Source organism: Paracoccus halophilus, assembly GCF_000763905.1.
Taxonomy (GTDB): Bacteria; Pseudomonadota; Alphaproteobacteria; order Rhodobacterales; family Rhodobacteraceae; genus Paracoccus; species Paracoccus halophilus.
This window is the reverse complement of the sequence record NZ_JRKN01000005.1, coordinates 92,849-104,956: the sequence shown is the minus strand read 5'-3', so window position 1 is coordinate 104,956 and position 12,108 is coordinate 92,849. Positions and strand designations below refer to the sequence as shown.

General features: G+C 69.8%; 12 protein-coding genes. 9 read left to right on the top strand and 3 right to left on the bottom strand.

From position 1 onward, the window contains the following. Positions 1 to 65 precede the first annotated feature (65 nt). Genes IT41_RS05225 through IT41_RS05215 form a run of 3 tightly spaced genes read left to right on the top strand, consistent with a single transcriptional unit; the run spans position 66 to position 2,988 of the window. On the top strand, positions 66 to 1,178 hold the full coding sequence (locus IT41_RS05225; protein ID WP_036739219.1) for an ABC transporter substrate-binding protein: 1,113 nt from the start codon (positions 66 to 68) through the stop codon (positions 1,176 to 1,178). After that, positions 1,175 to 2,209, top strand: a complete 1,035-nt coding sequence (locus IT41_RS05220) for a FecCD family ABC transporter permease (protein WP_036739218.1) — start codon at positions 1,175 to 1,177, stop codon at positions 2,207 to 2,209. The genes IT41_RS05225 and IT41_RS05220 overlap by 4 nt, the downstream gene beginning before the upstream one ends. Next, on the top strand, positions 2,209 to 2,988 hold the full coding sequence (locus tag IT41_RS05215; protein ID WP_036739217.1) for an ABC transporter ATP-binding protein: 780 nt from the start codon (positions 2,209 to 2,211) through the stop codon (positions 2,986 to 2,988). The genes IT41_RS05220 and IT41_RS05215 overlap by 1 nt, the downstream gene beginning before the upstream one ends. Before the next feature lie 4 nt (positions 2,989 to 2,992). On the opposite strand, the gene IT41_RS05210 is transcribed toward IT41_RS05215, so the two are convergent. The 3 genes from IT41_RS05210 to rpe are packed head-to-tail and all read right to left on the bottom strand — an operon-like array spanning position 2,993 to position 5,341. Then, positions 2,993 to 3,412 (bottom strand): DUF1178 family protein, encoded by a 420-nt coding sequence (locus IT41_RS05210; protein WP_036739216.1) that lies wholly within the window; start codon positions 3,410 to 3,412, stop codon positions 2,993 to 2,995. A gap of 16 nt (positions 3,413 to 3,428) precedes the next feature. Then, positions 3,429 to 4,652: a 3-deoxy-D-manno-octulosonic acid transferase gene (locus tag IT41_RS05205; protein ID WP_052081281.1), complete on the bottom strand. Its 1,224-nt coding sequence runs from the start codon at positions 4,650 to 4,652 to the stop codon at positions 3,429 to 3,431. Further along, entirely contained in the window at positions 4,649 to 5,341 is a 693-nt protein-coding gene (gene rpe, locus IT41_RS05200; protein ID WP_036739215.1) for a ribulose-phosphate 3-epimerase, read from the bottom strand. The genes IT41_RS05205 and rpe overlap by 4 nt, the downstream gene beginning before the upstream one ends. A gap of 240 nt (positions 5,342 to 5,581) precedes the next feature. Between rpe and hslO the strand changes: the two genes are divergently transcribed. The 6 genes from hslO (at position 5,582) to IT41_RS05170 (ending at position 12,056) form a co-directional block, all read left to right on the top strand. Continuing rightward, a complete protein-coding gene (gene hslO, locus IT41_RS05195) occupies positions 5,582 to 6,613 on the top strand; it encodes an Hsp33 family molecular chaperone HslO (RefSeq protein ID WP_036739351.1) in 1,032 nt (343 codons plus the stop codon). Then, positions 6,613 to 7,197 (top strand): CoA pyrophosphatase, encoded by a 585-nt coding sequence (locus tag IT41_RS05190; RefSeq protein WP_036739214.1) that lies wholly within the window; start codon positions 6,613 to 6,615, stop codon positions 7,195 to 7,197. The genes hslO and IT41_RS05190 overlap by 1 nt, the downstream gene beginning before the upstream one ends. After that, positions 7,194 to 8,387 carry a CCA tRNA nucleotidyltransferase gene (locus IT41_RS05185; protein WP_052081280.1) on the top strand — a complete coding sequence of 398 codons (1,194 nt, stop codon included), beginning with the start codon at positions 7,194 to 7,196 and terminating at the stop codon, positions 8,385 to 8,387. The genes IT41_RS05190 and IT41_RS05185 overlap by 4 nt, the downstream gene beginning before the upstream one ends. Continuing rightward, positions 8,380 to 10,230 (top strand): ABC transporter ATP-binding protein, encoded by a 1,851-nt coding sequence (locus IT41_RS05180; RefSeq protein ID WP_036739213.1) that lies wholly within the window; start codon positions 8,380 to 8,382, stop codon positions 10,228 to 10,230. The genes IT41_RS05185 and IT41_RS05180 overlap by 8 nt, the downstream gene beginning before the upstream one ends. Beyond that, a complete protein-coding gene (locus tag IT41_RS05175) occupies positions 10,227 to 11,447 on the top strand; it encodes a class I SAM-dependent RNA methyltransferase (protein ID WP_036739211.1) in 1,221 nt (406 codons plus the stop codon). The genes IT41_RS05180 and IT41_RS05175 overlap by 4 nt, the downstream gene beginning before the upstream one ends. Before the next feature lie 99 nt (positions 11,448 to 11,546). Further along, positions 11,547 to 12,056 carry a L,D-transpeptidase family protein gene (locus tag IT41_RS05170; protein ID WP_231564692.1) on the top strand — a complete coding sequence of 170 codons (510 nt, stop codon included), beginning with the start codon at positions 11,547 to 11,549 and terminating at the stop codon, positions 12,054 to 12,056. Positions 12,057 to 12,108: the final 52 nt, after the last annotated feature.

Genomic DNA, 12,108 nt, shown 5'->3' with positions numbered 1-12,108 from the left:
ATAGGTTGCGCGCTGACCGAAGCCAGCCCGGACGCATCCCGGCGCCTGACTTCAAGGAGTTGCCGATGACCATGCCTGCCCCCCGGTTCCTGCTGGCGTTGCTGACCGTCCTCGCGCTGGTCGCAGGCATCGGCGCCGCCCGCGCCGAGGTCACCGCGACCGATATCCTGGGGCGCGAGATCGTCTTGCCGGCCCCCGCCCAGCGGATCGTTCTGGGCGAGGCGCGGCACCTGGCGGTGCTGGGCCTGATCCATGACGATCCGGTCGCGCTGGTCGCCGGCTGGCGGCAGGCCCGCGCGCTGGACGCCGCGACGCTGGAGGCCTATCGCCGGAAATTTCCCGAGATCGACGAGATCAGGCCGGTCGGCGCCGGCAATCGCGGCATCTCGGCCGAGGCGATCATCGCGCTGGCGCCCGATCTGCTGGTGCTGACGCTGGTCGATCAGAACGACAGCGCCACCCAGGTCGCCGTCCGCCAGATCGAGGCGGCCGGCATCCCCGTCGCCTATGTCGATTTCTTCTCGCATCCGCAGGAAAACTCGATGCCCAGCCTGCGCATCCTTGGCCGGCTGACCGGCGCCGAGGACCGGGCCGAGGAATTCGCGCAGTTCTATGAAGCGCGGCTGAACCGCATCCGCAACCGGCTGGCGGACCCGACCATCCCGCGCCCGCGCGTGTTTTTCCACGTCCATGCGGCGCCGACGGGCTGCTGCTCGACCGTGGGAACGGGGGTGTTTCACGACTTCATCACCACCGCCGGCGGCCGCAATATCGCCCGCGACACGGTCAGCACCGTGCAGGGCAATGTCAGCCTCGAGGCGCTGATCGGCGCCGATCCGGACATCTATGTCGCGACCGGCGGCACCCATATGGCGCAGCGCGGCGGGCTGGTCCTGGGCTCGGGCGTCGATGCGCCGACCGCGCAGGCCAGCTTTCAGGCGCTGATCGGCGCCACCGGATTTTCCTCGCTGCGCGCGGTGCGCGAGGGGCGGGCGGCCGGTGTCTGGCACATGTTCAACGATTCCCCGGTCCATATCGCCTTGATCGAATATCTGGCCAAGACCTTTCACCCGGACCTGTTTGCCGACATCGACCCGGATGCGACGCTGGCGGAAATCTATGCCCGCTTTTCGCCGGTGACGGTGCCCGGCACATGGTGGGTGACCCCGGAAAAATGAGCGGTCAGGTCCTTGAACGCTATCACCGCCAAAGCCGGCGCAACGCGATGCTTGTCGCTTTGCTCGCCGTGGCGGCGCTGGTCGCGCTGCTTTTGGATCTGGTGACCGGCCCGGCCGGCCTGCCGCTGGCCGACACGCTGCGCGCGCTGAGCGGCGGCGAGGTCGCGCGCGGCACCCAGGTGATCGTCTGGGACGTGCGCCTGCCGGTCGCGGTCATGGCGCTGCTGGTCGGCGCGGCGCTGGCGCTGGCCGGGGCGGAAATGCAGACCGTGCTGGAAAACCCGCTGGCCGAACCCTTCACGCTGGGCGTGTCCTCATCCGCTGCGCTCGGGGCGGCGGTGGCGATCGTTCTGGGCCTGACCCTGCCCGGCCTGCCCCCGGTCTGGAGCGTGTCGGGCAATGCCTTCCTGTTTGCGCTTGGCGCGCTTGGGCTTTTGCAACTGCTGGGCCGCATCAGGGGCGGCGGCCCCGAAGTGCTGATCCTGTTCGGTGTGGCGCTGAACTTTACCGCCGCAGCGCTTTTGTCGCTGGTACAGTTCGTCGCCTCGGCCGATGCGCTGCAACAGCTGGTATTCTGGACCATGGGCAGCCTTGCGGCGGTGCAATGGCCGGGCGTTGCGATGATCGCGATCATCCTGGCCGCGACCGTGCCCTTTTCGCTGCGCGCCGCGTGGAAGCTGACCGCCCTGCGCCTGGGCGAGGATCAGGCCCGCAGCTTTGGCGTCGATGTCGCGGGGCTGCGGCGCTGGACGCTTCTGCGGGTCAGCATCCTGGCGGCCGCCGCCGTGTCGATGGTCGGCGTGATCGGCTTTGTCGGTCTGGCCGGGCCGCATATCGCGCGCATGCTGGTGGGCGAGAACCACCGCGTCTTTCTGCCCGCCAGCCTGCTGACCGGGGCGCTGGTCATGTCGCTGGCCTCGACGCTGTCCAAGACGCTGGTGCCCGGGGTGCTGCTGCCGGTCGGGCTGGTCACCTCGCTGATCGGGCTGCCGATCTTTTTCGCGCTGATCCTGCGCGGCAGGCGGCGCTGATGCGGGGGCTTCTGGCCAGGGGCATCCATGTCCGTTTCGGGACGCGCCATGTGCTGGAGGGGCTGGACCTGCCGCCGCTTGCCCCCGGCGAGGTAACCGTGCTGGCCGGACCCAATGCCGCCGGAAAATCGACGCTGCTGCGCGCCATCGCCCAGTTGCAGCCCCATCGGGGCGAGGTCACGCTGGACGGCGAGAACCTGGCCCGCATGGCTGCGCAGGCCCGCGCGCGGCTGGTCGGCTTCATGCCGCAGACCCTGCCGGCCGGTTCCTCGCTGGTGGCGCTGGAAAGCGTGATCGCGGCGCTGCGCGCCGGCGGCGCCATGCCCGCCGCACAGGCCGATGCCACCGCCATGGCGGTCATGGAAAAGCTGGGCATCGCCGCGCTGGCGCTTGAGCCGCTAAGCGCGATGTCGGGCGGGCAACGGCAGATGGTCAGCCTGGCGCAGGCGATCGTGCGCGATCCGCGCCTGCTGCTGCTGGACGAGCCGACATCAGCGCTGGACATGGCGCGTCAGGTGCGGCTCTTGTCCGAGCTGCGCCGTCTGGCGGGCGAGGGGCGCATCGTCGTCGCCGTGCTGCACGATCTGGCGCTGGCGGCGCAATGGGCCGACCGGATCGTGCTGCTGCATGACGGCCGGACCCATGCCGTGGGTACCCCCGAAGAGGTCCTGACCCCCGCCCTGCTGGCCGAGGTCTATGGCGTGACCGCGCGGGTCGAGCGCTGTTCGCGCGGCAGGATCATGGTGCTGATCGACGGCGAACACGCCCCGGCCTGCTAGGTCGTCAATTCGCCCGGTGGCGGGACCGGAACGGCAGCGGCGCGACCGGGATGCCGTCCTCGATCAGCTTCCGGGCATCCTCGAACCTGGCTTCGCCATGGATCGCGCGCTCGGGTTTTTCGCCGGCATGCATGGCGCGGGCCTCGGCGGCAAAGGACATGCCGACATAATCGGAATTCGCCTCGACATGCTGGCGCAGCCTTTCCAGCGCCGCCTCGCGCGGATCGCGCGGGCTGTGCAGATCGGGCGCGGCGTCCCGCCCCTGCGCGACACGCGGCGCCATCAGCGCCTTGTCCACCTTGACCGAACCGCAATGCGTACAGCCGATCTGCCCCGCGGCGCGCATGCTTTCGAACCCGTCCGAGGACCGGAACCAGCCATCGAATTCATGGCCTTGATCGCAACGCAGGGAATAGCGGATCATCGTGTCTCCTTTCCCGTCAGATATCGTGCCGCGCCGGGCCTTGTGCAAGGCCGGGCCGCGCAAGTGACCGGATTCGCGCGACAAGTATCGCCGGATCGCCCGCCCGCGCCAACAGCAGCTTGCGCGCCTCAAGCCCCATATGGCGCTGGCGGGCGCTGTCCATCGCCAGCGCCCGCAGCGCCTGCGGCAGGCTTTGCGCCGAACAGGCCAGTGCCGCGCCCGCCGCGTCCAGGGCGGCATAATCCTCGGCATGGTTGGCGATATCGGGGCCATGCAGGATGGCGCAGCGCCAGGCGGCGGGCTCCCAGGGCGTATGGCCGCCGACATCGGCGAAGGAGCCTGCCGTGATGCAGATCCCGGCGGCGCGATACCAGCGCGCCATCTCGCCCAGCGTGTCGGCCAGCAGGACCGGCGCCTCGGGCCCCGCGCCCCGGCTGCGGCGGCCGAAGTCCAGCCCCCGCGCCCGGATCAGCGCCGCGACCGCATCGCCGCGCTGCGGATGGCGCGGCGCAAGGATCAGCCGCAGCCCGGGCGCCGCGGCGCGCGCGGCGATATAGGCGTCGAGCAGCGCCGCATCCTCGCCCTCATGGGTCGAGGCGGCCAGCACCGTCCGCGCCCGGTCCGGCCCGTCCGCGCCGGGCTGGACCCGCGCCGGCGCCAGCAGTTTCAGGTTCAGCCGCGGCGTCAGCGCGTGTGCGCGCAGCCCCAGCCCGAGCAACCGTGTTTCGCTGTCGCCATCCTGCGCCGAAAGCGCGTCGATGCGCCCCAGCATGGTTGCGATCACGCCCGGCAGCCGCCGCCAGCGCGCCGCCGAGCGCGCCGACATCCGCGCCCCCACGACCACCTGCGCGACGCCGCGCGAATCGGCCAGTCGCGAGCGGTTCGGCCATAGCTCGTTTTCCACGGTGACCATTACGGTGGGCTCGACCCGGTCCAGAAACCGCCGGACCGCCTGCGGCACGTCCAGCGGCGCGAGCGCGCAGGGCCAGCCGCCCTGCCGCGCCAGATCGCGCCCGCTGCGGCTGTTGGTGGTCACCGTCAGGGGAAATTCGCGCGCCAGTTCCTCGGCCAGCACCCGGGCCGAGGTCAGCTCGCCCACGCTGGCCGCATGCAGCCAGATGCCGCCCGGTGGCACCCGCGGCCCGGTCAGCGCCAGCCGTTCGCGCAGATCCGCCCCGGCCAGCGGCGCGGCCAGACGCAGCCCGCTGCCGGCAAGCGCCGAAAGATTGCGCCAGATCACCGCAGCGCGGCCTCGGCCGCCTCGCGGATGGCACGGATATTCTCGCCGTAAGGGGCGCTGTTCGAGACCGAGCCGCCCTTGAACACGGCCGATCCGGCGACCAGCACATCCGCCCCCGCCGCCGCCACCAGGGGCGCGGTCACCGGGTCCACGCCGCCGTCGATCTCGATATGGATCGGCCGGTCGCCGATCATGGCGCGCAATTCGCGCACCTTGTCGATCTGGCTGAGGATGAATTTCTGCCCGCCGAAGCCGGGATTGACCGTCATCACGCAGATCAGGTCGATATCGTCCAGAAGCGGCGCGGCCGCCGCCGCCGGCGTGCCCGGATTGAGCGCCAGGCCCGCCCGCGCCCCGGCGCCGCGAATGGCCTGCAGGGTGCGGTGGATATGCGGCCCGGCCTCGACATGGGCGGTGATCACGTCGCTGCCCGCCTCGGCGAAGGCCTCGATATAGGGATCGACCGGCGCGATCATCAGATGCACGTCCATCACGCCCCGGATATGCGGCCGGATCGCCTTGCACATGGCGGGACCAAAGGTGATGTTGGGCACGAAATGCCCGTCCATCACATCGACATGGACCCAATCGGCGCCCTGATCCTCGACCGCGCGGCATTCCTGCCCGAAATTGGCGAAATCGGCGGCCAGGATCGAGGGCGCGATCTTGATCTTGCGGTCAAAGCTCATGGCGGGCTCCTTCGGGGGCGGTTCGGCCGGGAATCTCCTGCCACCGGTTACCGCCGAAGGGCGGCGGCCGTCAACAAGCAGCCCGGCAGGTTCCGTCATGCCCGGATATCCCGCGGCTGCCCCCGGCGCCGGACGCCCCCGGCGGCAGCCCCTTGGGCTTTTTGTCACATGAACTATATTGGAAGCCAAACCGCGCGGCGGCATCGTGCCGCGCGCCTCCGCTATTCCGAAGGATCCATGATGACCGATACGAAGGATATTTCCTGGGACGACAGTATGCTGCCCTTCCAGCTCAACCGCTCGGATACGCGCGGCCGCATCGTGCGCCTGGGGCCGACGCTTGAACACATGCTGTCGCGCCATGACTATCCGGCCACGGTCAGCGCCATGCTGGCGGAACTGGTGACGCTGACCGCGCTGATCGGCCAGACCGTCAAGCTGCGCTGGAAACTGTCGCTGCAGGTGCGCGGCAGCGGCGCCATCCGCACCATTGCCGCCGATTACTACGCCCCGGAAACCGAAGGGGGGCCGGCCCGCATGCGCGCCTGGGCCAGCTTTGACGCCGGGCGGCTGGCGGATGACGGCTCGGGCTTCGACCAGCTTGGCCAGGGCTATTTCGCGGTGCTGATCGACCAGGGCGAGGGCACGACCCCCTATCAGGGCATGACGCCGCTGGCCGGCGGCACCCTGGCCAGCTGCGCCCAGACCTATTTCGCACAGTCCGAGCAGCTGCCGACGCGGTTCGAGCTGACCGTCGGCCGCTCGCGCATGGCCGGCGATCAGGCCGAGCACTGGCGCGCCGGCGGCATCATGGTCCAGACCCTGCCCGCGACCACCCGCCCCGATGCCGGGGGCGAGAGCCTCCAGACCGCCGACATCCTGCAGGGCGCCCAGTCCGAGGATTGGAACCGCACCACCATGCTGCTGTCTACGGTCGAGGCGATCGAACTGGTCGATCCGGCGCTGCCGCTGCCCAACCTGGTTTTCCGGCTGTTCCACGAGGAAGATCCCGTCGCGTTCGGGGTCCAGCCGCTGGAATTCGGCTGCTCGTGCAATGCCGAGCGGGTGCGCGCCACGCTGTCGATCTATTCGGCCAAAGACATCGCCCATATGACGACCGAGGCGGGCATCGTCACCGCCGATTGCCAGTTCTGCGGCGCGCATTACGAATTCGACCCCGACAGCCTGGGCTTCGAGGCGACCGTGGATGCCGATGGCAAGCCACTGCCGCGCAAGGCGGCAGGCGGCCGGGACAGCCGGGCCGCTCTTTGATGGCCGAGCTGCGCGACCGGCTGCTGCGGGCCCTGTCGGGAACGACAGGGCCGTCGTCGGATTACGATTTTCAGCGCGATCCGCCGGCCGATGTCGATCTGCTGCCGGCCGGCGTGCTGGCGGCCTTTGACGGCCGAAGCGGCCGGCTGGTCCTGACCAAGCGCGCCTCGAGCCTGCGCCACCATCCGGGCCAGATCGCGCTGCCCGGCGGCAAGGTCGATCCCGGCGACGCCGACGAGATCGCGGCCGCCCTGCGCGAGGCGCATGAGGAGGTCGGTCTGAACCCGGCGCAGGTCCAGGTGCTGGGCACCATGCCGGCGCATCGCACGGTCACCGGCTTTGCCATGACGCCGGTGCTGGCGCTGATCCATGGCGAGTTTACCCCAGTCCCCGAGGCGGGCGAGGTCGAAGAGGTGTTTACCGTGCCCTTCGAGCATATCGCCGACCCGGCGAATTACCGCATCGAGGGCCGTCTCTGGCGCGGTGCGCGGCGCGACTATTACATTGCGCCCTATGGACCCTATTATATATGGGGCGCGACCGCGCGCGTGTTGCACTCGCTGGCATTGAGGCTCGCCGCATGACCGAGGTCCTGACCGTCGCCCTGCCCCAAGATCCGGCGCTGGACCGGGTTCTTGCCGCCCTGTCCGCCGGCGGCGCGCAGGCGCTGGTCGTCGGCGGCGCGGTCAGGAACACGCTTTTGGGCGAGCCGGTCTCGGATATCGACATCGCCACCTCGGCCCGGCCCGAGGATACGATCCGGCTGGCCCGGGCGGCCGGGCTGCGCACGGTGCCGACCGGCATCGATCACGGCACGGTCACCGTGATCGCCGACGGGCGCGGCTATGAGGTCACGACCTTTCGCCGCGACGTGGAAACCGATGGCCGGCGCGCGGTGGTGGCGTTCTCGGACGATATCCGCGACGATGCCCGGCGCCGCGATTTCACCATGAACGCGCTTTACGCCACCGCCACGGGCCGGATCGTCGATCCGGTCGGCGGGTTGCCCGATCTGGCCAGCCGCAAACTGCGCTTTGTCGGCGATGCGCGCGACCGCATCCGCGAGGACTATCTGCGCATCCTGCGCTTTTTCCGCTTTCTGGCCTGGTATGGCCGCGAGGCGGACCTGCAGGCCCTGGCCGCCTGCCACGAATTGCGCGGCGGGCTGGCGGGCATCTCAAGGGAACGCATCGGACACGAGATGCGCAAGCTGCTGTCGGCGCCGGACCCGGCCCATGCCGTCCGGCTGATGGCCGAGGCGGGCGTGCTGCCGCTGATCCTGCCCGGCGCCGATGCCGGCGACCTGCCCGAACTGATCGAGGCCGAGCAGGATTTCGGCGCCGGCGCCCTGCCGATCTGGCCGCGCCGGCTGGCCCTGCTGGGCGCCCCGAACGCCACCGAGGCGCTGCGCCTGTCGCGCGACGAGACGCGCATGCAGCAACAGCTGGCCGAGGCGCAGACCCTGTCGCCGGCCGCCGCCGCCTATCGTTTCGGGCCCGCCATCGCCGCGCAATCGGTCCTGATCCGCACCGCCCATGACGATGCCCCCGCCTTTGGCTGGTGCCACGAGATCGCGCGCGGCGCCGGCATGACCTTCCCGCTCAGCGCCGCCGATCTGATGCCCGATGTAAAGGGGGCAGCGCTCGGGCGCGGCTTGCAGCGCGCCGAACGGGCATGGATCGACAGCGATTTCACCTTGTCCCGCGACCAGTTGCGCGACATTGCCCGCGACCCCGCGCCGGATGGCGGGAAAGGCGGGACCGTTGATGCATAGCTATTTCGCCCGCCTGATCGACGCCTTTCGCCCGGCCGAGGGGCCGCCGCCCCGCACCCTGCTGGCCTTTTTCCGCTGGTGCCTGTCGGGCGCCTGGCCGGGGCTGATGATCGCGGCGACGACCTCGGCGCTGACCGGGGTGTCGGACGTGGCCTCGGCGGTGCTGCTGGGGGCGGTGGTGGATGCCGTCGTCTCGACGCCGACGGATCAGATCTGGGCGCAGCAGGGCTGGCTGATTGCCGCCTTCATCGCCTTTTTCCTGCTGATCCGGCCGGCCATCGTCGGCCTCTCGACCGCCAGTTCCAGCGTCATCATCGGGCCGAACATCCTGCCTTTGGTGCTGTCGCGGCTGCATCGCTGGACCATGGGTCATGCGGTCACGTTTTTCGACAACGACTTTGCCGGCCGCATCGCGCAAAAGCAGATGCAGACAGCCCGCGCGGTGACCGATGTCGCGACCGAATTCGTGAACGTGGTCGCCTTCGCGCTGGCCTCGGTCATCGGTTCGGCGGCGTTTCTGGTCTCGGTCGATGGCTGGGGCGCGCTGGCGCTGCTGGTTTGGCTGGCCGCCTATATCGCGCTGATCCGCGTGTTCATGCCGCGCATCCGCAGGCGCTCGGCCAGTCGGGCCTCGGCGCGGGCGATGGTGACCGGCCAGGTCGTGGACACGATCACCAATATTAAGACCGTCAAGCTGTTCGCCCATGCCGAACACGAAGACCGCGCCGCCCTGGGCGCAATGGCCGGCTTTCGCGAGCGTGCGCTGGATTTCGGCCGCCTGGCCACCTGGTTCCGCATGGCGCTGATGATCGTCGCCGGGGCGCTGCCGGTCATCCTGGTCGGCGGCGCGATCCTGTTGTGGCGGCAGGGGCTGGCCACGGCCGGCGATATCGCCGCCTCGGGCGCCATCGCCATGCGCCTGTCGCAGATGACCGGCTGGGTCAGCATGGCGCTGATGAGCGTCTGGGGCTCGATCGGCGAGGTCGAGGACGGCATGAAGACCCTGGCGCCGCCGCATGCGCTGACCAACCGGCCCGACGCGACCGTGCTGGGCCGCGTGGCGGGCCGCATCGATTACGACCATGTCAGCTTCAGCTATGGCACCGATGCAGAGGGCATCATCGATCTGGACCTGCATGTCGCGCCGGGCGAAAAGCTGGGCATCGTCGGGGCCTCGGGCGCGGGCAAGTCGACCATGGTGTCGCTGCTCTTGCGGCTTTACGACGTGGAAAGCGGCGCCCTGCGCATCGACGGCCATGACCTGCGCGGCGTGACCCAGGAAAGCCTGCGCCACAATATTGCCATGGTCACACAGGAAACCGCGATGTTCAACCGCTCGGCGCGCGACAATATCCTCTATGGCCGTCCCGATGCCGGCGAGGATGAAATCATTGCCGCCGCCCGCGCCGCCGAGGCGCATGAGTTCATCCTGACCCTGCGCGACCATGCCGGGCGCACCGGCTATGACGCGCATCTGGGCGAGCGCGGCGTCAAGCTGTCGGGCGGCCAGCGCCAGCGTATCGCGCTGGCGCGCGCGCTGCTCAAGGACGCGCCGATTCTGGTTCTGGACGAGGCGACCAGCGCGCTGGACAGCGAGGTGGAAGCCCAGGTCCAGACCGCGCTGCACCGCGCCATGCAGGGCAAGACCGTGCTGGCCATCGCCCACCGCCTGTCCACCATCGCCGAGCTGGACCGCATCGTGGTGCTGGACGCCGGGCGCATCGTCGAACAGGGCAGCCATGCCGAACTGCTGGCCCTGGACGGCACCTATGCGCGCTATTGGAACCGCCAGTCCGGCGGCTTTCTCGGCACCGAGGACGAGGCGGCCGAGGCCGCCGAATGACGCTCTGGACCATCGAGCGGCTGGGCCGCAAGGGCGACGGCGTGGCGGTTGCGGGCGACAGCCGGGCGCTGGCCGCGCTGACCCTGCCCGGCGAGCGGATCGAGGGCGAGGCCGAGGCCGGCCGCATCCCGGCGCCGCGCATCGTGACCCCTTCGGCTCAGCGGGTGCGGCCCGCCTGCCCGCATTACCGCGCCTGCGGCGGCTGCTCGCTGATGCATGGCTCCGAGGATTTCGTCCGCGACTGGAAGATCGGCGTGGTCCGGCAGGCGCTGCGCGCCCAGGGGCTGGAGGCCCCGGTGACCGGCATGCATGTCTCGCCGCCGCGCTCGCGCCGCCGGGCGGTGCTGTCGGGGCGGCGGACGAAAAAGGGCGCCCTGCTGGGCTTTCACGCCCGCGCCTCGGATATCATTGTCGAGATCGCCGATTGCCATGTCCTGCGCCCGGCGATTCAGGACGCGCTGCCGCTGCTGCGGGAAATGGTCGTGGCCGGCGCCTCGCGCGCGGGCGAATTGTCGCTGGCGGTGACCGCGACGCCGGCCGGGCTGGATGTCGCGGTCCGTGGCGGCAAGCCGGTCGATCCGGCGCTGTTCCAGACCCTGGCCTTGCTGGCGGATCAGGGCGATCTGGCGCGGCTGAGTTGGGACGATCGGACCATCACCCGCCGCCCGCCGGCCCTGCCCATGGGCCGCGCGCGGGTCGTGCCTCCGCCGGGCGGTTTCCTGCAGGCCACGGCCGAGGGCGAGGCCGCGCTGCTCGCCGCGATCCGCGACGTGACCCGTGGCGCGGGCCGGGTGCTGGACCTGTTCGCCGGCTGCGGCACTTTCACCCTGCCGCTGGCCGAAACCGCCGAGGTTCACGCGGTCGAAGGGCTTGCCGCGCCGCTGCAGGCGCTGGACAGGGCCGCCCGCCACACGACGGGCCTGCGCCGAATCACGACCGAGATCCGCGACCTGGCGCGACGTCCCCTGCTGCCCGACGAGTTGCATCATGACGCGATCGTGATCGACCCGCCTCGCGCCGGCGCCGAGGCCCAGGCCCGCGAAATCGCCCGTTCCGGGGCCGAAACCCTGGCCTGGGTCAGTTGCGACCCGGTGACTTTCGCGCGGGATGCCGGGATTCTTGCCGCAGAGGGGCTGCATATCGTGCGGCTTTATGTGATCGACCAGTTCCGCTGGTCGCCGCATGTCGAAACTCTGGCGGAAATTCGCCGACGCTAGCGAAATTTTTACCTCTGTGGTATTTCATGGGAAAAACAACGCGCATGGCGCGCACAGAGGGCAGAGATGATTCGGGCAATACGCGCATTGATCGCGATAATGGTGATTGCCACCGTGGCAGCTTGCGGCGGCGACGGCAATCGCAGCAGCGTCAGCACTTCGGGCAGCAAGTTCAGAAGCTATAGCGGCCCCCCGGTCACGCAGGTCGTGATCAAGAAGGGCGACCGCAAGCTGTATCTGATCAGCGGCAAGACCCCGATCAAGACCTACAAGATCGGGCTGGGCAACGAACCCGTCGGCACCAAACGCTACGAAGGCGATGGCAAGACGCCCGAGGGGCTGTATTTCATCGACCGTTTCAACCCCAACAGCCGCTATCACCTGTCGGTCGGCATCTCCTACCCCTCGCCACAGGACGTCGCGCAGGCGACGGCCATCGGCAAGCGGCCCGGCGGCGATATCTTCATCCACGGGCTGGGCCCCGAGGGGCGCGTGCTGTCGAAAGAGAAACAGGACTGGACCGCCGGCTGCATCGCCATCGACGACGGCGAGATCGAGGAAGTCTATGCCATGCTCAAGCCGGGCGTGCCGATCTTTATCTATCCCTGACCCCGGGCCGCCAGGCCCCGGGACGGCGGGCACAGCCAAGGCAGAAGCCCCG

What these genes read in the sequence shown, in the direction of transcription:
- IT41_RS05225 (WP_036739219.1), top strand. Translation starts at nt 66, where the DNA reads ATGACCATGCCTGCCCCCCGGTTCCTGCTGGCGTTGCTGACCGTCCTC.
- IT41_RS05220 (WP_036739218.1), top strand. Translation starts at nt 1,175, where the DNA reads ATGAGCGGTCAGGTCCTTGAACGCTATCACCGCCAAAGCCGGCGCAAC.
- IT41_RS05215 (WP_036739217.1), top strand. Translation starts at nt 2,209, where the DNA reads ATGCGGGGGCTTCTGGCCAGGGGCATCCATGTCCGTTTCGGGACGCGC.
- IT41_RS05210 (WP_036739216.1), bottom strand. Translation starts at nt 3,412, where the DNA reads ATGATCCGCTATTCCCTGCGTTGCGATCAAGGCCATGAATTCGATGGC.
- rpe (WP_036739215.1), bottom strand. Translation starts at nt 5,341, where the DNA reads ATGAGCTTTGACCGCAAGATCAAGATCGCGCCCTCGATCCTGGCCGCC.
- hslO (WP_036739351.1), top strand. Translation starts at nt 5,582, where the DNA reads ATGACCGATACGAAGGATATTTCCTGGGACGACAGTATGCTGCCCTTC.
- IT41_RS05190 (WP_036739214.1), top strand. Translation starts at nt 6,613, where the DNA reads ATGGCCGAGCTGCGCGACCGGCTGCTGCGGGCCCTGTCGGGAACGACA.
- IT41_RS05185 (WP_052081280.1), top strand. Translation starts at nt 7,194, where the DNA reads ATGACCGAGGTCCTGACCGTCGCCCTGCCCCAAGATCCGGCGCTGGAC.
- IT41_RS05180 (WP_036739213.1), top strand. Translation starts at nt 8,380, where the DNA reads ATGCATAGCTATTTCGCCCGCCTGATCGACGCCTTTCGCCCGGCCGAG.
- IT41_RS05175 (WP_036739211.1), top strand. Translation starts at nt 10,227, where the DNA reads ATGACGCTCTGGACCATCGAGCGGCTGGGCCGCAAGGGCGACGGCGTG.
- IT41_RS05170 (WP_231564692.1), top strand. Translation starts at nt 11,547, where the DNA reads ATGGTGATTGCCACCGTGGCAGCTTGCGGCGGCGACGGCAATCGCAGC.